The sequence below is a fragment of the Microbacterium sp. KSW4-4 genome, assembly GCF_023091185.1.
Lineage (GTDB): Bacteria > Actinomycetota > Actinomycetes > Actinomycetales > Microbacteriaceae > Microbacterium > Microbacterium paraoxydans.
In genome coordinates, this window is record NZ_JAHWXJ010000001.1 from 1318920 (window position 1) to 1334771 (window position 15852).

27 protein-coding genes are annotated in these 15852 nt (G+C 66.9%); 1 reads left to right on the forward strand and 26 read right to left on the reverse strand.

Annotated features, from left to right (window positions below; translation table 11 throughout):
• The first annotated feature begins 63 nt into the window (after positions 1 to 63).
• A complete protein-coding gene (locus tag KZC57_RS06535; RefSeq protein WP_247641309.1) occupies positions 64 to 1284 on the forward strand; it encodes a PAS domain-containing protein in 1221 nt (406 codons plus the stop codon).
• A 54-nt stretch (positions 1285 to 1338) separates the two neighbouring features.
• On the opposite strand, the gene rplQ is transcribed toward KZC57_RS06535, so the two are convergent.
• The 26 genes from rplQ to rplB all read right to left on the reverse strand — a co-directional run bounded on the left by rplQ (position 1339) and on the right by rplB (position 15851).
• Positions 1339 to 1911, reverse strand: a complete 573-nt coding sequence (gene rplQ / locus KZC57_RS06540) for a 50S ribosomal protein L17 (protein ID WP_025102385.1) — start codon at positions 1909 to 1911, stop codon at positions 1339 to 1341.
• A gap of 34 nt (positions 1912 to 1945) precedes the next feature.
• Positions 1946 to 2935, reverse strand: coding sequence for a DNA-directed RNA polymerase subunit alpha (locus tag KZC57_RS06545; RefSeq protein ID WP_247641310.1), 990 nt, complete (start codon positions 2933 to 2935; stop codon positions 1946 to 1948).
• 130 nt (positions 2936 to 3065) lie between these two features.
• Positions 3066 to 3464, reverse strand: coding sequence for a 30S ribosomal protein S11 (rpsK, locus tag KZC57_RS06550; protein ID WP_017829189.1), 399 nt, complete (start codon positions 3462 to 3464; stop codon positions 3066 to 3068).
• Between the two features lie 30 nt (positions 3465 to 3494).
• Positions 3495 to 3869: a 30S ribosomal protein S13 gene (gene rpsM, locus KZC57_RS06555; RefSeq protein ID WP_025102387.1), complete on the reverse strand. Its 375-nt coding sequence runs from the start codon at positions 3867 to 3869 to the stop codon at positions 3495 to 3497.
• A 146-nt stretch (positions 3870 to 4015) separates the two neighbouring features.
• Positions 4016 to 4132: a 50S ribosomal protein L36 gene (rpmJ, locus tag KZC57_RS06560; RefSeq protein WP_005050492.1), complete on the reverse strand. Its 117-nt coding sequence runs from the start codon at positions 4130 to 4132 to the stop codon at positions 4016 to 4018.
• 97 nt (positions 4133 to 4229) lie between these two features.
• Complete coding sequence (gene infA, locus KZC57_RS06565) at positions 4230 to 4451, reverse strand: translation initiation factor IF-1 (RefSeq protein WP_017201569.1); 222 nt, start codon at positions 4449 to 4451, stop codon at positions 4230 to 4232.
• Positions 4452 to 4624: 173 nt separating this feature from the next.
• Positions 4625 to 5296 (reverse strand): thioredoxin domain-containing protein, encoded by a 672-nt coding sequence (locus tag KZC57_RS06570; RefSeq protein ID WP_217584835.1) that lies wholly within the window; start codon positions 5294 to 5296, stop codon positions 4625 to 4627.
• Positions 5296 to 6147, reverse strand: a complete 852-nt coding sequence (gene map / locus KZC57_RS06575) for a type I methionyl aminopeptidase (RefSeq protein ID WP_217584834.1) — start codon at positions 6145 to 6147, stop codon at positions 5296 to 5298. Before map ends, KZC57_RS06570 begins: the two co-directional genes overlap by 1 nt.
• A 1-nt stretch (position 6148) precedes the next feature.
• The gene (locus KZC57_RS06580; RefSeq protein ID WP_029989083.1) at positions 6149 to 6772 is read right to left on the reverse strand and encodes an adenylate kinase; all 624 of its coding nucleotides are present in this window, start codon (positions 6770 to 6772) and stop codon (positions 6149 to 6151) included.
• A complete protein-coding gene (gene secY, locus KZC57_RS06585; RefSeq protein ID WP_025102391.1) occupies positions 6769 to 8091 on the reverse strand; it encodes a preprotein translocase subunit SecY in 1323 nt (440 codons plus the stop codon). The genes KZC57_RS06580 and secY overlap by 4 nt, the downstream gene beginning before the upstream one ends.
• Positions 8092 to 8244: 153 nt before the next feature.
• Positions 8245 to 8862, reverse strand: a complete 618-nt coding sequence (gene rplO, locus KZC57_RS06590) for a 50S ribosomal protein L15 (protein WP_025102392.1) — start codon at positions 8860 to 8862, stop codon at positions 8245 to 8247.
• Complete coding sequence (gene rpmD, locus KZC57_RS06595; protein ID WP_017201575.1) at positions 8862 to 9047, reverse strand: 50S ribosomal protein L30; 186 nt, start codon at positions 9045 to 9047, stop codon at positions 8862 to 8864. Before rpmD ends, rplO begins: the two co-directional genes overlap by 1 nt.
• A complete protein-coding gene (gene rpsE / locus KZC57_RS06600) occupies positions 9047 to 9739 on the reverse strand; it encodes a 30S ribosomal protein S5 (RefSeq protein WP_308194408.1) in 693 nt (230 codons plus the stop codon). The genes rpmD and rpsE overlap by 1 nt, the downstream gene beginning before the upstream one ends.
• Positions 9736 to 10095: a 50S ribosomal protein L18 gene (gene rplR, locus KZC57_RS06605; RefSeq protein WP_025102394.1), complete on the reverse strand. Its 360-nt coding sequence runs from the start codon at positions 10093 to 10095 to the stop codon at positions 9736 to 9738. Before rplR ends, rpsE begins: the two co-directional genes overlap by 4 nt.
• A gap of 2 nt (positions 10096 to 10097) precedes the next feature.
• Positions 10098 to 10634, reverse strand: coding sequence for a 50S ribosomal protein L6 (gene rplF / locus KZC57_RS06610; protein ID WP_025102395.1), 537 nt, complete (start codon positions 10632 to 10634; stop codon positions 10098 to 10100).
• A gap of 6 nt (positions 10635 to 10640) precedes the next feature.
• Positions 10641 to 11039: a 30S ribosomal protein S8 gene (gene rpsH, locus KZC57_RS06615; protein WP_025102396.1), complete on the reverse strand. Its 399-nt coding sequence runs from the start codon at positions 11037 to 11039 to the stop codon at positions 10641 to 10643.
• A 132-nt stretch (positions 11040 to 11171) separates the two neighbouring features.
• Positions 11172 to 11762: a 50S ribosomal protein L5 gene (rplE, locus tag KZC57_RS06620; RefSeq protein ID WP_025102397.1), complete on the reverse strand. Its 591-nt coding sequence runs from the start codon at positions 11760 to 11762 to the stop codon at positions 11172 to 11174.
• Positions 11762 to 12121, reverse strand: a complete 360-nt coding sequence (gene rplX / locus KZC57_RS06625) for a 50S ribosomal protein L24 (RefSeq protein ID WP_025102398.1) — start codon at positions 12119 to 12121, stop codon at positions 11762 to 11764. The genes rplE and rplX overlap by 1 nt, the downstream gene beginning before the upstream one ends.
• 2 nt (positions 12122 to 12123) lie before the next feature.
• Complete coding sequence (gene rplN, locus KZC57_RS06630) at positions 12124 to 12492, reverse strand: 50S ribosomal protein L14 (RefSeq protein WP_247641311.1); 369 nt, start codon at positions 12490 to 12492, stop codon at positions 12124 to 12126.
• Positions 12489 to 12806 carry a 30S ribosomal protein S17 gene (rpsQ, locus tag KZC57_RS06635; protein WP_025102400.1) on the reverse strand — a complete coding sequence of 106 codons (318 nt, stop codon included), beginning with the start codon at positions 12804 to 12806 and terminating at the stop codon, positions 12489 to 12491. The genes rplN and rpsQ overlap by 4 nt, the downstream gene beginning before the upstream one ends.
• Entirely contained in the window at positions 12806 to 13123 is a 318-nt protein-coding gene (gene rpmC, locus KZC57_RS16390; protein WP_025102401.1) for a 50S ribosomal protein L29, read from the reverse strand. The genes rpsQ and rpmC overlap by 1 nt, the downstream gene beginning before the upstream one ends.
• Positions 13123 to 13542, reverse strand: coding sequence for a 50S ribosomal protein L16 (gene rplP / locus KZC57_RS06645; RefSeq protein ID WP_025102402.1), 420 nt, complete (start codon positions 13540 to 13542; stop codon positions 13123 to 13125). The genes rpmC and rplP overlap by 1 nt, the downstream gene beginning before the upstream one ends.
• The gene (rpsC, locus tag KZC57_RS06650) at positions 13542 to 14294 is read right to left on the reverse strand and encodes a 30S ribosomal protein S3 (RefSeq protein ID WP_025102403.1); all 753 of its coding nucleotides are present in this window, start codon (positions 14292 to 14294) and stop codon (positions 13542 to 13544) included. Before rpsC ends, rplP begins: the two co-directional genes overlap by 1 nt.
• Complete coding sequence (gene rplV, locus KZC57_RS06655; protein WP_025102404.1) at positions 14294 to 14692, reverse strand: 50S ribosomal protein L22; 399 nt, start codon at positions 14690 to 14692, stop codon at positions 14294 to 14296. The genes rpsC and rplV overlap by 1 nt, the downstream gene beginning before the upstream one ends.
• Before the next feature lie 25 nt (positions 14693 to 14717).
• On the reverse strand, positions 14718 to 14999 hold the full coding sequence (rpsS, locus tag KZC57_RS06660) for a 30S ribosomal protein S19 (protein ID WP_017201589.1): 282 nt from the start codon (positions 14997 to 14999) through the stop codon (positions 14718 to 14720).
• A 12-nt stretch (positions 15000 to 15011) separates the two neighbouring features.
• Entirely contained in the window at positions 15012 to 15851 is an 840-nt protein-coding gene (gene rplB / locus KZC57_RS06665; protein WP_025102405.1) for a 50S ribosomal protein L2, read from the reverse strand.
• Position 15852 lies beyond the last annotated feature (1 nt).

Here is a 15852-nt window from a genome sequence, read left to right on the forward strand (position 1 = left end):
ATTGGTCGCGAACAGCTCCGGCGCCGGCTCGCGGCCCGTCCACCCACCCGGGAGAATGGATCCGTGGCCTCGAAGATGACGCTCCGTGTGCAGCTGCTCGCGCTGCAGGCGCTGATCGTGTTCCTGGTGACCCTCGGCACCGGCATCGCCGCCGGAGCGTTCCAGGAGAACGCGCTTCGCGAGGCCTACAAGGACCGCATGCAGGCGGTCGCCCAGTCCGTCGCCGCTCTCCCCGTCGTCCTCGATGCGTTCGACGACGAGGACCCGGCCGCTGCCATCCAGCCGGTCGCCGAGGTCATCCGCGAGGCCTCCGACCTCGCGTACGTCGTGGTCGCCAACGACGAGGGCATCCGGTACTCGCATCCGAACACCGACCGCATCGGCGAGCGGGTGTCCACCGACCCGTCGATCCCGCTCGGCGGCGAGATCTTCGTCGGCACGCAGACCGGCACGCTCGGGACCTCGTGGCGGGTGAAGGTGCCCATCCGCGACGAGGACGGTGCCGTCATCGGCACGGCCTCCGTCGGCATCCTGGAGTCCGAGCTGAACGAGGAGTTCACCAGCAACCTCGTGGGTCTCATCTCCGCCATGCTCGTGGCAGCGGTCCTCGGGGTCTTCGGGGCCGCGTGGGTGACGTCGTTCATCCGGCGACGCATCTACCGGCTCGAGCCGCACCAGATCGCGGCGCTGGTCAAGAACCAGGAGACGACCCTGCACGGGCTCAGCGAAGGCGTCGTCACCGTGGACGGCGGCGGTCGGATCACCCTGGTCAACGACGCGGCTGCGAGGTTCCTCGGCCGCGATGCCGCCGATCTCGACGGTGCTCCCGCCGACGAGGTGCTCGGCGCCGACCTCGCCACCGTGCTCCGGGAAGGCGAGGCCGCGGGCCGCCCCGTCATCGTCGGCTCGCATGTGCTCGTCGCCCGCAGCACCGCCTCCGGAGACGGATCCGCCGACGTGGGAGCGACGCTCCTGCTCCGCGACCACACCGAGCTGCACGACGTCGTCCGCCGGGTCGAGGCGGCCGACGCCATCATCGCCTTCCGGGAGCGGTACGGGTTGCCGAAGGGCTTGAGTGCGGAGACCCTGGAACGGGTCTCCGCCGCCCTCGCCGTCCGACCGGATGCCTCGGCGACCGAGATCGGGGATGACCTCGCCATCTCCCGCGTCAGCGCCCGTCGCTATCTCGAGCACCTCGCCGCCACCGGCCAGGCCGTGCGGTCCCTGGACTACTCGACCAAGGGGCGCCCCGGAGCGCGCTATCGGATCACCGATCCCCGCTGAACGACGAAGCCCGCCACCCCGAGAGGGGCGGCGGGCTTCGTGGGAGAGCGGTCCTTACTCGGACTTCTTCTCGACAGCGTCCTCGGCGGCGGCCTCAGCGGCCTCGCCCTCGGCCTGCGACTCGGCGCCGGCCTCGGCAGCCGTGTCGTCGGCAGCGGTCTCGTCCGCGGGAGCCTCGACGGCCTCCTCAGCGGGAGCCTCCTCGGCAGCGGGCTTCTCGTCCTTCGGAGCCGCGGCGGCCTTCTTGGTCGACTTCGCCTTCGGGGTGACGGGCTCGAGGACGAGCTCGATCACGGCCATGGGAGCGTTGTCGCCCTTGCGGTTGCCGACCTTGGTGATGCGGGTGTAGCCACCCTCGCGGTCCGCGACGAGCGGAGCGATCTCGTTGAACAGGACGTGCACGACTTCCTTGTCACCGATGACCGACAGCACGCGACGGCGGGCGTGCAGGTCCCCGCGCTTGGCGAAGGTGATGAGGCGCTCGGCGAGCGGACGCAGGCGCTTGGCCTTCGTCTCGGTCGTCTTGATCGACTTGTGGGTGTACAGCGCAGCCGCGAGGTTGGCAAGCAGCAGGCGCTCGTGGGCGGGGCCGCCTCCGAGGCGGGGACCCTTGGTGGGCTTGGGCATAATCGTCTAACTCCTGGTCAGAAAGGGTCGGGTATCAGAAGGACTCGTCTTCGCTGCCGCCGTAGAAGTGGGCGCCGTCGAAACCGGGCACCGAATCCTTGAGCGACAGACCGAGCGAGATGAGCTTGTCGCGCACCTCGTCGACCGACTTCTGGCCGAAATTGCGGATGTTCATGAGCTGCGTCTCCGACAGGGCGACGAGCTCAGAAACGGTGTTGATGCCCTCACGCTTCAGGCAGTTGTACGAGCGGACCGACAGGTCGAGGTCCTCGATCGGCATCGACAGCTCGCTGGAGTTCACAGCCTCCACCGGCGCCGGGCCGATCTCGATGCCCTCGGCCTCGACGTTCAGCTCGCGGGCGAGACCGAACAGCTCGGTGAGCGTCTTGGCGGCCGAAGCGACGGCGTCGCGCGGGCTGATCGCCGACTTGGTCTCGACGTCGAGGATGAGCTTGTCGAAGTCGGTACGCTCACCGGCACGGGTGGCGTCGACGCGGTAGCTGACCTTGAGCACGGGCGAGTAGATCGAGTCGATCGGGATCTGACCGGCCTCGGCGTACTCGTTGCGGTTCTGCGTCGCGGAGACGTAGCCACGGCCGCGCTCGATGGTGAGCTCGAGCTCGAACTTGGCGGTGTCGTTGAGCGTCGCGATGACGAGCTCGGGGTTGTGCACCTCGACACCGGCCGGAGCCGAGATGTCGGCGGCGGTCACTTCACCGGCACCGGTCTTGCGGAGGTACGCGGTGATGGGCTCGTCGCGCTCGCTGGAGACCACCAGCTGCTTGATGTTGAGGATGATCTCGGTGACATCCTCCTTCACGCCGGGGATCGTGCTGAACTCGTGCAGCACACCGTCGATGCGGACGCTGGTGACAGCGGCGCCGGGGATCGACGACAGCAGGCTGCGACGCAGCGCGTTGCCGATCGTGTAGCCGAAGCCGGGCTCCATAGGCTCGATGATGAACCGGCTCCGGTTCTCGACGATCTTTTCCTCGGTCAGTGTGGGACGCTGTGCAATAAGCACTCTGTGTTCCTTTCGATCACATGCCCGCTATATGACATGTGGTGGGGTGAGGTCTTGAGTTGTGGAAGTCGATGCCCCACGCGGGGCGCCGAGCCGCTCGACCCGAAGGACGAGCGGCTCGGCACACGCATCAGACGCGGCGGCGCTTCGGCGGACGGCAGCCGTTGTGCGCCTGCGGGGTGACGTCCTGGATCGAACCCACCTCGAGGCCGGCGGCCTGCAGCGAGCGGATCGCGGTCTCGCGGCCGGAGCCCGGACCCTTCACGAGGACGTCGACCTTCTTCACGCCATGCTCAGCGGCCTGGCGGGCAGCGGACTCCGCTGCCATGCCTGCGGCGTAGGGGGTCGACTTGCGGGAGCCCTTGAAGCCCACGCCACCCGACGAAGCCCAGGCGATGACGGCGCCGGACGGGTCGGTGATCGAAACGATGGTGTTGTTGAACGTCGACTTGATGTGGGCCTGGCCCAGCGCGATGTTCTTCTTCTCCTTGCGGCGCGGCTTGCGCGCGGCGGCCTTGGGTGCAGCCATGAAAGTGTTCTCCTAGTCCCTGGCCGCTGCTTAGCGGGCCTTCTTCTTGCCGGCGACGGTGCGCTTCGGGCCCTTGCGGGTACGGGCGTTGGTCTTGGTGCGCTGACCGCGGACCGGAAGGCCACGACGGTGGCGGAGGCCCTCGTAGGAGCCGATCTCGACCTTGCGGCGGATGTCTGCGGCGACCTCGCGGCGCAGGTCACCCTCCACCTTGTAGTTGCCTTCGATGTAGTCGCGGAGGGCGATGAGCTGGTCATCGCTGAGGTCCTTCACGCGGATGCTCTCGTCGATGTCGGTCGCCTTGAGGATCTCGACCGAGCGGGTACGGCCGACGCCGTAGATGTAGGTAAGGGCGATCACCACGCGCTTGTCGCGCGGGATGTCAACGCCGGCAAGACGTGCCATGCGGTTCTCCTGGGTGTTGTGGAGGTGTGGAGCAGGATCGGTGCCCGGGCCTCCGCCCCGAGGTGTCCCCCGCTTCCGCGGGTTCTGATCCTGCCGTTTCGTATTGAGTTATGAGATTGCGAGAGCGGCGCTCACGCAGCGGGGGCTCAGCCCTGGCGCTGCTTGTGGCGCGGGTTGCTCTTGCAGATCACCATCACGCGGCCGTGGCGGCGGATCACCTTGCAGTGGTCGCAGATCGGCTTGACGCTGGGGTTGACCTTCATGATGTTTCCTGTTCGCTGTCTTCGTGCTGCCCGATGTCCGACCTCCGAGACCGGGGTCCCTGAGCCCGTCGAAGGGCAGCCGTTACTTCTCGACCGATCAGCGGTAGCGGTAGACGATGCGGCCGCGGGTCAGGTCGTAGGGGCTGAGCTCCACGACCACACGGTCCTCGGGGATGATACGGATGTAGTTCTGCCGCATCTTTCCGGAGATCGTTGCCAGGACCTTGTGTCCGTTGCTGAGCTCAACGCGGAACATCGCGTTGGGAAGAGCCTCGGAGATCACGCCCTCGATCTCGATGACACCGTCTTTCTTAGCCATAGCCTCGCTGACGCTTCTGCAGATCGGTCGATCTGCGGTGGGTGGGTGGTGTGCGGTACCGGGCCGGATCGGACACGCCGAACGCATGGCACAAGGCACCAAAGATCTATGTTATCCGACGACGCCCCATCCGGCAACTTGGCCGAATGGGGCGTCGAGCGGGTGAGCGGGTCTCAGCCGAGCAGGTCGGTGAACCGCTTCATGTCTTCCTGGTTCTGGAGGTCGAGCCGCTCGCCGTCGATCTCGACGGTCGGCGTGCCCTGGATGTCGTTGGCCTTCGCCTGCGCGGCACCGAACTTGCGGTACGTCTCGTCCGTGATGCAGGACACGACGTCGTCGCCCGCGCCGATCTGGGTGGCGAACTCGGCGAGCTGTTCGTTCGTGAGGCCGGGGGTGTTCTCCGCCGGCTGGTTCTCGAACAGGACCTTCGCGTAGTCGAAGTAGAGGTCGGAGTCCGACTCGGCGACGCAGAACGCGGCACCGGCCGAACGGGAGGAGAACTCGGTGCCCTGCGAGAAGCGGTCCAGGATCGCGATGGGGTGCTGCTCGAGGGTGATCTCGCCGCTCTGCGCCTTGGCCTCGAGGGCGGCGCCGAACTGGTCCTCGAAGGACTTGCAGACCGGGCACTGGAAGTCGAGGAAGACCGACACCGTCGTGTCGCCGTCACCCATGGAGATGGAGCCGGCCTCGGCGTCGAAGTTCTCGTTAGCGGTCGGGGTGGCGCCGGGAGAGGTCGCCTGGTTGTTGAGGAACACCACGAGTCCGCCGAGGGCCACCAGGACCACGACGACGGCGATGGAGACGCCGATCGCGAACCAGTTGGTGTTGCTCTTCGCCGCTGCCATTACTTTCCGATCTCTCGAGGCTCGACCCCGAACGGGGCGAGTCCGGCTCTTCCACCATCGGGCGCGGTGAGCACCCAGATGCCCCCATCATGCAGGGCGACGCTATGTTCCCAATGTGAGCCGTCAGTGCCGTCGACCGTCGTGACGGTCCAGTCGTCATCCTCCACGAACGTCGCCTCGCCGCCGGCGGTGACCATGGGCTCGATGGCGAGCACGAGCCCGGGCTTCACGTCCGCGCCGCGGTCGGGCGTCCGGTAGTTGAAGACGCTGGGGGCCTCGTGCATCTTCCGCCCGATGCCGTGTCCGACGTACTCGCGGAGGATCCCGTAGGGCTCACCGCTCACGGCGGACGGCCCCTGCGCTTCGATGTAGTCCTGGATGGCGGCGCCGATCTCGTCGATCGACGAGGCCGTGGCCATCGCGGCGATCCCCGCCCACATGGACCCCTCGGTCACGCGGGAGAGCTCCTCGCGGCGCGCGACGAGCTCGGGGCGCTCGGGATCGGGGACGACGACCGTGATCGCACTGTCACCGTTCCAGCCCTCGAATTGGGCGCCGCAGTCCACCGAGACGATGTCGCCGGGCTGGAGGACCCGCTCCCCCGGGATGCCGTGCACGACCTGCTCGTTGACCGAGACGCAGATCGTGTGGTGGTACCCCTTGACGAGCTGGAAGTTCGACTCCGCCCCCCGCTGCAGGATGGCGCGGTTCGCGGCGGCGTCGAGCTCGATCGTCTTCACCCCCGGCTTGATGAGGGCCCGGACGCCATCGAGGGCTTCGGCGGTGATGAGGCCGGGTTCGACCATGGCTCGCAGCTGAGCCGGGGTCTTGTAGATCGAGCGCCGGAACATCTCAGACGGCGGACGTGGTGGAACGCAGCCCACGAGCGGCCAGGGCGGCGGAGATGCGCTCCGTGATCTCCTCGAGGGAGCCCACACCGTCGATGCGGTCGACGATGCCGCGGCTGCTGTAGACCTCGATGATCGGCGCCGTCTCCTTCTCGTAGATGTCGAGTCGGTGCGCGATGGCCTCGTCCGTGTCGTCGGAACGCCCCTGCTCGGCGGCCCGGAGCGCGAGGCGGGCGATGCTCTCCTCGCGCGGGACGTCGAGGAGGATCACCGCGTCCAGCGCCTCGCCGCGTCCTTCGAGGAACGCGTCCAGGTGCGCGACCTGAGCGGTGTTGCGGGGGTAGCCGTCGAGGAGGAAGCCGTTCTGCGCGTCGTCCTGGCTCAGCCGGTCGCGCACGATCTCGCTCGTCAACTCGTCCGGCACGAGGTCGCCCTTGTCGAGGATCGCCGTGACCTGCTGGCCGAGAGCCGTCCCCTCCTTGATGTTCGCGCGGAAGATGTCGCCGGTCGAGACGACGGGGATCCCGTAGGACTCGGCGATGCGCACACCCTGCGTGCCCTTGCCGGAACCCTGGGGGCCGACGATGAGCAAACGGGCAGTGGGTCGGTGAGCCTGTCGAACCGTCATCGGAGAAGTCCTTCGTAGTGTCGCTGCTGCAGCTGGGCATCGATCTGCTTGACCGTCTCGAGACCCACGCCGACGATGATGAGGATCGACGCGCCACCGAACGGGAAGTTCTGGTTGGCGCCGACCGTGGCGAGGGCGATCAACGGGATGAGGGCGATCAGACCCAGGTAGAGGGAACCGGGGAGCGTGATGCGGGTGAGCACGTAGTCCAGGTACTCCGCGGTCGGACGGCCGGCCCGGATCCCGGGGATGAAGCCGCCGTACTTCTTCATGTTGTCGGCGACCTCGACCGGGTTGAACGTGATCGCGACGTAGAAGTAGGTGAACCCGATGATCAGCAGGAAGTACGCCGCCATGTAGATCGGGCTGTTGCCGGTGGTGAAGTTCGCGCTGATCCAGCTGACCCACGCGGGCGGCGTGGAGCCGTCCTGCGGGGTGTTGAACTGCGCGATGAGCGCCGGGATGTACAGCAGCGACGAGGCGAAGATGACCGGGATCACGCCCGCCATGTTGACCTTGATCGGGATGTACGTGTTCGTCCCACCGTACGTGCGGCGGCCCACCATGCGCTTCGCGTACTGCACGGGAATGCGCCGCTGCGACTGCTCGACGAAGACCACGAGCCCCATCACGATGATGCCGACGAGCAGCACGAGGAGGAACACCTCGAAGCCGCGGGTCTGCCAGATGATCGACATCGCGCCGGGGAAGGTCGCAGCGATCGAGGTGAAGATCAGCAGAGACATGCCGTTGCCGATGCCCCGCTCCGTGACGAGCTCGGCGAACCACATGATCAGACCGGTGCCGGCCGTCATCGCCATGATGATGAGCACCTGCGCCCACCACACGTCGTTCGTGAGGAGCTGTGTGCACGCCCCGATGTCGGTCGTGCCGAAGAGCTGGCCTGTACGGGCCACAGTGACGAGTGTCGTCGACTGCAGGAGCGCGAGGGCGATCGTGAGGTACCGCGTGTACTGGGTCAGCTTGGCCTGTCCGGCCTGGCCTTCCTTGTGCAGGGCCTCGAAGTGCGGGATGACGACGCGCAGGAGCTGCGTGATGATCGTCGCGGTGATGTACGGCATGACGCCGAGCGCGAAGATCGACAACTGCAGCAGCGCGCCGCCGGAGAAGAGGTTGACGAGTCCGAGCAGGCCCTCGGTGCCGGCGTTGGCAGCGAGACACTGCTCGACGTTCGGGAAGTTGACGAACGGCGCAGGGACGTTCGAGCCCAGACGGTAGATCGCGATGATCGCGAGAGTGAAACCGATCTTCCGACGCAGGTCGGGCGTGCGGAAGATCCGCGCGATGGCGCTAAACAAGAACGTTCCTCCTGAAAAGGTGGCCGAACCCTCGAGGGGCGGCTGAAACACCAGGGTAACCCACTCCGAGGTCCGGGGAATGCGAGCGGTCGGCTTCTCCCCCGCCGAACCAGAAGAGGGGCCGGAGAATCTCCGACCCCTCTTCCGCAGTGGTTACTTGACGGATCCGCCCGCAGCCACGATCTTCTGCTCGGCAGAACCCGAGACCTTGTCGACCGCGACGGTGAGCTTCACGGCGATGTCGCCGCCTCCGAGAACCTTGACCTTCTCGTTCTTGCGAACCGCACCCTTGGCGACCAGGTCGCTCACGGTGACGTCGCCACCCTGGGGGTAGAGCTCCGCGAGCTTCTCCAGGTTCACGACCTGGTACTCGACGCGGAACGGGTTCTTGAAGCCGCGCAGCTTCGGCGTGCGCATGTGCAGCGGCATCTGGCCACCCTCGAAGCCGACGCGCACGGTGTTGCGGGCCTTGGTGCCCTTCGTGCCGCGACCGGCCGTCTTGCCCTTCGAGCCCTCACCGCGACCGACACGGGTCTTCGCGGTGTTGGAGCCGGGGACGGGACGCAGGTGGTGGACCTTCAGCACACCGGGGCGGGACGCCGGGGCGTCCTTCTTCGGCGCAGCCTTGGCGGAGCCGTCGGCCTTGGCGTCGGCGGCAGCGGTCTTGGCCGGTGCCTTCTTCGCGGCGGGCTTCTTGGCGGCGTCGGCCTTGGGAGCCGCCGCCTTCTTGGTGGCCTTCTCGGCCTCGACGGCCTCGTTCTTCTCAGCCATTAGTCGATCTCCTCAACCTTGACGAGGTGGGCGACGGTCTTGACGTAGCCGCGCGTCTGCGCGTCGTCGGGGCGGACGGTGGTGTCACCGATCCGCTTGAGACCGAGGCTGCGCAGCGTGTCGCGCTGGTTCTGCTTCTCGCTCACCTTGGACTTGATCTGCGTGACCTTGAGTCGCGCGGCCATCAGGCACCTACCTTCTGTGCGGCGATGGCCTCGGCGCGGACGAGCCGGGCCGGGGCGACCTGGTCGAACTCGAGACCACGACGTGCGGCGACGGCGCGGGGCTCCTCGAGCTCCTTCAGGGCGGTGACCGTCGCGTGCACGATGTTGATCGTGTTCGACGAGCCGAGCGACTTGGACAGCACGTCGTGGATGCCGGCGCACTCGAGCACGGCGCGGACCGGACCACCGGCGATGACACCGGTACCGGCGGCGGCGGGGCGCAGGAGCACCACACCGGCGGCCGACTCACCCTGCACGGGGTGCGGGATGGTGCTGCCGACGCGCGGGACGCGGAAGAAGTTGCGCTTCGCCTCTTCGACACCCTTCGAGATCGCCAGGGGGACCTCACGGGCCTTGCCGTAGCCGACGCCCACCAGACCGTTGCCATCGCCGACGACCACGAGAGCGGTGAAGCTGAAGCGACGACCACCCTTCACGACCTTCGAGACGCGGTTGATGGTGACGACGCGCTCCAGGAACTGGTTGTCGCCGCGGTCGCGCGAGTTGCGGTCGCGGCCGCCCTGGTTGCGGTCACGTCCGCCGCGGCGGCCGTCCCGCTGGTCGCGAGTGGGCTCAGCCTGCGCGGTGCCGGCGGCCGTCTCGGAAGTGGCAGCAGCCGCTTCGGTCACTTCGTTCTCCTTGTTGTCACTCACAGTGCCAGACCCCCTTCACGGGCGCCGTCGGCGATGGCGGCGACACGACCCGCGTAGCGGTTGCCGCCACGGTCGAACACTGCCTCGGAAACGCCTGCGGCCTTCGCACGCTCGGCGAGGAGCTCGCCGACCTTGCGGGCCTTGGCGGTCTTGTCGCCATCCAGCGAACGCAGGTCGGTCTCGAGCGTCGAGGCCGAGGCGACCGTGTGGCCCTTGCTGTCGTCGACGAGCTGCACGAAGACGTGACGCGCCGAACGGTTGACGACGAGGCGCGGACGCACCTCGGTGCCCACGATCTTCTTGCGAAGACGGGCGTGACGACGCGCGCGGGCGTCGGACTTCGACTTCACAGCCATGGTTACTTACCAGCCTTTCCGGCCTTGCGACGCACGACCTCGCCGGCGTAGCGCACACCCTTGCCCTTGTACGGCTCGGGCTTGCGGATCTTGCGGATGTTCGCAGCCGCCTCACCGACGGCCTGCTTGTCGATCCCGCTAACGGTGAGCTTGTTCGTGCCCTCGACCGTGAGCGTGATGCCGGCGGGCGGGTCGACCAGGACCGGGTGCGAGAAGCCGAGGGCGAACTCGACCGAGTTGCCCTTCTGCTGCACGCGGTAACCGGTGCCGACGACCTCCAGACCCTTGGTGTAGCCCTGGGTCACGCCGATGATGTTGTTGTTGATGAGCGTGCGGGTCAGGCCGTGAAGCGACCGCGACTCGCGCTCGTCGTCGGGGCGGGTGACGAGAACCTGGTTCTCCTCGACCGACACCTCGATGGGGCTGGCCACCGTGAGGGTGAGCTCACCCTTGGGGCCCTTCACCGCGACCTCACGGCCGTCGACCGAAACGGTCACGCCCGCGGGAACGTCGATGGGAAGTCGTCCAATACGCGACATTTCGGATTACCACACGTAGGCGAGAACTTCTCCGCCCACGCCCTTCTGCTCAGCCTGGCGGTCCGTGAGGAGACCGGAGGAGGTGGACAGGATGGCCACGCCGAGGCCGCCGAGGACCGTGGGGATCTCGGTCGACTTCGCGTACACGCGGAGGCCGGGCTTCGACACGCGCTTGATGCCCGCGATCGAGCGCTCGCGGTTCGGGCCGTACTTCAGCGTCAGCGTGAGGTTCTTGCCCACGCGCGCGTCGGAGGTCTCCCAACCGGCGATGTAGCCCTCCTGCTGGAGGATCTCTGCGATGTGCGTCTTGAGCTTGCTCGACGGCAGCGTCACGGTGTCGTGGTGCGCCGAGTTCGCGTTGCGCAGACGGGTCAGCATGTCTGCGACCGGGTCTGTCATTGTCATTGTTGTCTACTTTCGTTCATGAGGTTCCGGCTGCCGTTACACGACAGACGGCCTGCGATGAGCACGCAATCTTCAATTGTACGTGCACATCGACGGGCTCAGTGACACGAGACCACTGAGCCCGTCGAAGGGTCACGCCTGGGCGTCGTCCGCGCGGAACGGGAAGCCGAGGTGACGGAGCAGTGCCCGGCCCTCGTCGTCCGTCTTCGCCGAGGTCACGACGGTGATGTCGAAACCACGGACGCGGTCGATCTTGTCCTGATCGATCTCGTGGAACACGCTCTGCTCCTGGAGACCGAAGGTGTAGTTGCCGTTGCCGTCGAACTGCTTGGCCGACAGACCGCGGAAGTCGCGGATGCGGGGCAGCGCGAGCGAGACCAGGCGGTCCACGAACTCCCACGCACGGTCGCCACGGAGGGTGACGTGCGCACCGATGGCCTGGCCCTCACGCAGCTTGAACTGCGCGATGGACTTGCGGGCCTTGGTGACGATCGGCTTCTGGCCGGTGATCTTGGTGAGGTCGTCGACCGCACCATCGATCACCTTGCTGTCGCGAGCAGCCTCGCCGACACCGGTGTTCACGACGACCTTGACCAGGCCGGGGATCTGCATGACGTTCTCGTAGCCGAACTCGTCCTGCAGAGCCTTCTTGATCTCGGCGTTGTACTTCGCCTTCAGGCGGGGCTGGATCTTGCCAGCCACCGCAGCGTCGGTCGTTGCCATCAGAGGTCCTTACCGCTCTTCTTCGCGAAGCGCACGCGGACGGTGCGCTTCACGCCGTCCTTGGTCTGCTCCTCGACCCGGTGGCCGACCTTGGTCGGCTTCTTGGTCGAGGGGTCGACGAGTGCGACGTTCGAGATGTGGATGGGGGCCTCGACGGTCTCGAGGCCACCCGTCTTCGTGCCACGCTGCGTCTGACCGACGCGCGTGTGCTTGGTGACGTAGTTGACGCCTTCGACGACGACACGGTTCTGCTCGACGAGGACGTCGAGGACCTTGCCCTGCTTGCCGCGGTCGCCACCACGCTCGGGCTTGGCGCCCGAGATGACCTGAACCAGGTCGCCCTTCTTGATCTTCGCCATGATCAGATGACCTCCGGTGCCAGCGAGACGATCTTCATGAACTTCTTGTCGCGAAGCTCACGGCCGACCGGCCCGAAGATACGGGTGCCGCGGGGCTCCCCGTCGTTCTTCAGGATGACGGCGGCGTTCTCGTCGAACTTGATGTAGGAGCCGTCGGGACGACGGGTCTCCTTCTTGGTGCGGACGATGACCGCCTTGACGACGTCGCCCTTCTTGACGTTGCCACCGGGGATCGCGTCCTTGACGGTCGCGACGATGGTGTCGCCCAGACCGGCGTACCGGCGGCGCGAGCCACCGAGGACGCGGATCGCGAGCAGCTCCTTGGCGCCGGTGTTGTCGGCGACCTTGAGACGGGACTCCTGCTGAATCACTTGGCCTTCTCCAGAATCTCCACCAGACGCCAGCGCTTGGTGGCGCTCAGCGGGCGGGTCTCGTTGATCAGGACCAGGTCGCCGATGCCGGCGGAGTTCGCCTCATCGTGCGCCTTGACCTTCGACGTGCGGCGGATGACCTTGCCGTAAAGCGGGTGCTTCACGCGGTCCTCGACCTCGACGACGATCGTCTTGTCCATCTTGTCGCTGACGACATAGCCACGACGGGCCTTGCGGTACCCGCGGGCGTCGGCGTCGCGCACGTCGTGAGCGGCGTGCTCAGCCTCGACGGCGGCTTCCTTCTTGGTGGCCATCACTCAGCCTCTTCCTTCGGGGCGTCCTCGGCGGCGTCCGCCTTCTTCGCCTTCGACTTGGTCGCCTTCTTCGCGGGAGCCTCGACCGGAGCGGGCGTCGCACGGATGCCCAGCTCGCGCTCGCGGATCACCGTGTAGAGGCGCGCGATGTCGCGCTTGACGGCGCGGATGCGGCCGTGGCTCTCCAGCTGGCCGGTGGCCGACTGGAAACGGAGGTTGAACAGCTCCTCCTTGGCCTTGCGCAGCTCCTCAACGAGGCGCTGGTCTTCGAACGTGTCGAGCTCTGCCGGAGCGAGCTCCTTGGTGCCGATCGCCATTACGCGTCGCCCTCCTCGCGCTTGATGATGCGTGCCTTGAGCGGCAGCTTGTGGATTGCACGGGTCAGTGCCTCGCGAGCGAGCTGCTCGTCGACACCCGCGACCTCGAAGAGGACGCGGCCCGGCTTGACGTTGGCGACCCACCACTCGGGGGAACCCTTACCGGAACCCATGCGGGTCTCGGCAGGCTTCTTCGTGAGCGGACGGTCCGGGTAGATGTTGATCCACACCTTGCCGCCACGCTTGATGTGACGGGTCATCGCGATACGAGCGGACTCGATCTGACGGTTCGTCACGTACGCGGGGGTGAGGGCCTGGATGCCGAACTCGCCGAAGGAGACCTTCGTGCCGCCGGTGGCCTGACCCGAGCGCCCCGGGTGGTGCTGCTTGCGGTACTTGACCTTACGGGGGATGAGCATTATGCCGAAGCTCCTTCTGCAACAGGTGCCTCGTTGCGCGGGGCACGGCGGCGGTCACCACGGTCGTCACGGCGCGACTTCGGCGCGTTGGCCTGCTCGCGCGCGAGCTCCTTGGCGGTGAGGTCGCCCTTGTAGATCCACACCTTCACGCCGATGCGGCCGAAGGTGGTCTTGGCCTCGTAGAAGCCGTAGTCGATGTTCGCGCGCAGCGTGTGCAGCGGCACACGACCCTCGCGGTAGAACTCCGACCGGCTCATCTCGGCGCCGCCGAGACGGCCCGAGACCTGGATGCGGATGCCCTTGGCGCCGGCGCGCTGCGCGCCCTGCAGACCCTTGCGCATCGCGCGGCGGAACGCCACACGAGCCGAGAGCTGCTCGGCGATGCCCTGGGCGACCAGCTGGGCGTCGGCCTCGGGGTTCTTGACCTCGAGGATGTTCAGCTGGATCTGCTTGCCCGTGAGCTTCTCGAGGTCGCCGCGGATGCGCTCGGCCTCTGCACCACGACGACCGATCACGATGCCCGGGCGGGCGGTGTGGATGTCGACGCGGACGCGGTCACGGGTGCGCTCGATCTCGATGTTCGAGACGCCGGCACGGTCGAGCTGCGTCTGCAGCAGGCGACGGATCTTGATGTCCTCGGCCACGTAGTCGGCGTAACGCTGACCCGGCTTCGTCGAGTCGGAGAACCAGCGCGACACGTGGTCCGTGGTGATGCCGAGGCGGAAGCCGTACGGGTTGACCTTCTGTCCCATTACTTGCTCGCCTTCTTGTTGCTGTCGCCGGCCGCAGCAGGAGCCGCCTCCGGCGTCGAGAGCACGACCGTGATGTGGCTCGTGCGCTTCTTGATCTGGAAAGCGCGACCCTGTGCACGGGGCTGGAAACGCTTGAGCGTCGTGCCCTCGTCCACGTACGCGTTCTTCACGTACAGGTCCTGCTCGTCGAGGTACTCGCCGTCACGATCCGCCTTGACCTGCGCGTTGGCCATGGCCGACGCGACAAGCTTGTAGATCGGCTCACTGGCGGACTGCTGAGCGAACTTCAGGATCGCCAGAGCCTCCTGGGCCTGCTTGCCCTTGATGAGCGCGACGACACGACGAGCCTTCTGAGGGGTCACGCGGATGTGTCGCACGCGTGCGATGGACTCCACCATTTCTCTCTCCTCTATCGCCACCGCGTCAGCGGCGGCGGCCCTTCTTGTCGTCCTTCTCGTGGCCGCGGAAGGTGCGGGTGGGCGCGAACTCGCCCAGCTTGTGACCGACCATGGTCTCGGAGACAAACACGGGGATGTGCTTGCGACCGTCGTGGACCGCGATCGTGTGACCCAGCATGGCCGGGATGATCATGGACCGGCGGGACCAGGTCTTGATGACGTTCTTCGTGCCGGCTTCGTTCTGCACGACCACCTTGCGAAGCAGGTGCTCGTCGACGAAGGGGCCCTTCTTGAGACTGCGAGGCATCTTCTCTTACTCCTACTTGCGCTTCTTGCCGGCGTTGCGACGACGCACGATGTACTTGTCGCTTTCCTTGTTGGCGTGGCGGGTGCGGCCCTCGGCCTGACCCCACGGGGAGACGGGGTGACGTCCACCGGACGTCTTGCCCTCACCACCACCGTGCGGGTGGTCGACCGGGTTCATCGCGACACCGCGGACGGTCGGGCGGACGCCCTTCCAGCGCATGCGGCCGGCCTTGCCCCAGTTGATGTTCGACTGCTCGGCGTTGCCGACCTCGCCGATGGTCGCGCGGCAGCGCGCATCGACGTTGCGGATCTCACCGGAGGGCAGACGCAGCTGGGCGTAGGGGCCGTCCTTGGCGACGAGGCGGACCGACGCACCGGCCGAGCGCGCCATCTTCGCGCCGCCGCCGGGGCGGAGCTCGATGGCGTGGATGACGGTACCCGTGGGGATGTTCTTCAGCGGGAGGTTGTTTCCCGGCTTGATGTCCGCCGCGGGGCCCGACTCGACGATGTCGCCCTGCTTCAGCTTCGCCGGCGCGAGGATGTAGCGCTTCTCGCCGTCGAAGTAGTGCAGCAGCGCGATGCGCGCGGTGCGGTTGGGGTCGTACTCGATGTGAGCGACCTTGGCGTTCACGCCGTCCTTGTCATTGCGACGGAAGTCGATGACGCGGTACTGGCGCTTGTGGCCACCACCGATGTGACGGGTCGTGATGCGGCCCTGGTTGTTGCGACCACCGGTCTTCGAGATCGGGCGCAGCAGCGACTTCTCCGGCGTCGATCGGGTGATCTCGGCGAAGTCAGCCACCGACGAGCCGCGACGGCCCGGGGTCGTGGGCTTGTACTTGCGAATAGCCATG

Coding starts and splice junctions, on each gene's coding strand:
- rplQ (WP_025102385.1), bottom strand. CDS start 1,911: ATGCCCAAGCCCACCAAGGGTCCCCGCCTCGGAGGCGGCCCCGCCCAC.
- rpsK (WP_017829189.1), bottom strand. CDS start 3,464: ATGGCTGCACCCAAGGCCGCCGCGCGCAAGCCGCGCCGCAAGGAGAAG.
- rpsM (WP_025102387.1), bottom strand. CDS start 3,869: ATGGCACGTCTTGCCGGCGTTGACATCCCGCGCGACAAGCGCGTGGTG.
- rpmJ (WP_005050492.1), bottom strand. CDS start 4,132: ATGAAGGTCAACCCCAGCGTCAAGCCGATCTGCGACCACTGCAAGGTG.
- infA (WP_017201569.1), bottom strand. CDS start 4,451: ATGGCTAAGAAAGACGGTGTCATCGAGATCGAGGGCGTGATCTCCGAG.
- KZC57_RS06570 (WP_217584835.1), bottom strand. CDS start 5,296: ATGGCAGCGGCGAAGAGCAACACCAACTGGTTCGCGATCGGCGTCTCC.
- map (WP_217584834.1), bottom strand. CDS start 6,147: ATGTTCCGGCGCTCGATCTACAAGACCCCGGCTCAGCTGCGAGCCATG.
- KZC57_RS06580 (WP_029989083.1), bottom strand. CDS start 6,772: ATGACGGTTCGACAGGCTCACCGACCCACTGCCCGTTTGCTCATCGTC.
- rplO (WP_025102392.1), bottom strand. CDS start 8,862: ATGGCTGAGAAGAACGAGGCCGTCGAGGCCGAGAAGGCCACCAAGAAG.
- rpmD (WP_017201575.1), bottom strand. CDS start 9,047: ATGGCCGCGCGACTCAAGGTCACGCAGATCAAGTCCAAGGTGAGCGAG.
- rplR (WP_025102394.1), bottom strand. CDS start 10,095: ATGGCTGTGAAGTCGAAGTCCGACGCCCGCGCGCGTCGTCACGCCCGT.
- rplF (WP_025102395.1), bottom strand. CDS start 10,634: ATGTCGCGTATTGGACGACTTCCCATCGACGTTCCCGCGGGCGTGACC.
- rpsH (WP_025102396.1), bottom strand. CDS start 11,039: ATGACAATGACAGACCCGGTCGCAGACATGCTGACCCGTCTGCGCAAC.
- rplE (WP_025102397.1), bottom strand. CDS start 11,762: ATGGCAACGACCGACGCTGCGGTGGCTGGCAAGATCCAGCCCCGCCTG.
- rplX (WP_025102398.1), bottom strand. CDS start 12,121: ATGGCGAAGATCAAGAAGGGCGACCTGGTTCAGGTCATCTCGGGCGCC.
- rpsQ (WP_025102400.1), bottom strand. CDS start 12,806: ATGGCCACCAAGAAGGAAGCCGCCGTCGAGGCTGAGCACGCCGCTCAC.
- rpmC (WP_025102401.1), bottom strand. CDS start 13,123: ATGGCGATCGGCACCAAGGAGCTCGCTCCGGCAGAGCTCGACACGTTC.
- rplP (WP_025102402.1), bottom strand. CDS start 13,542: ATGCTCATCCCCCGTAAGGTCAAGTACCGCAAGCAGCACCACCCGGGG.
- rpsC (WP_025102403.1), bottom strand. CDS start 14,294: ATGGGACAGAAGGTCAACCCGTACGGCTTCCGCCTCGGCATCACCACG.
- rplV (WP_025102404.1), bottom strand. CDS start 14,692: ATGGTGGAGTCCATCGCACGCGTGCGACACATCCGCGTGACCCCTCAG.
- rpsS (WP_017201589.1), bottom strand. CDS start 14,999: ATGCCTCGCAGTCTCAAGAAGGGCCCCTTCGTCGACGAGCACCTGCTT.
- rplB (WP_025102405.1), bottom strand. CDS start 15,851: ATGGCTATTCGCAAGTACAAGCCCACGACCCCGGGCCGTCGCGGCTCG.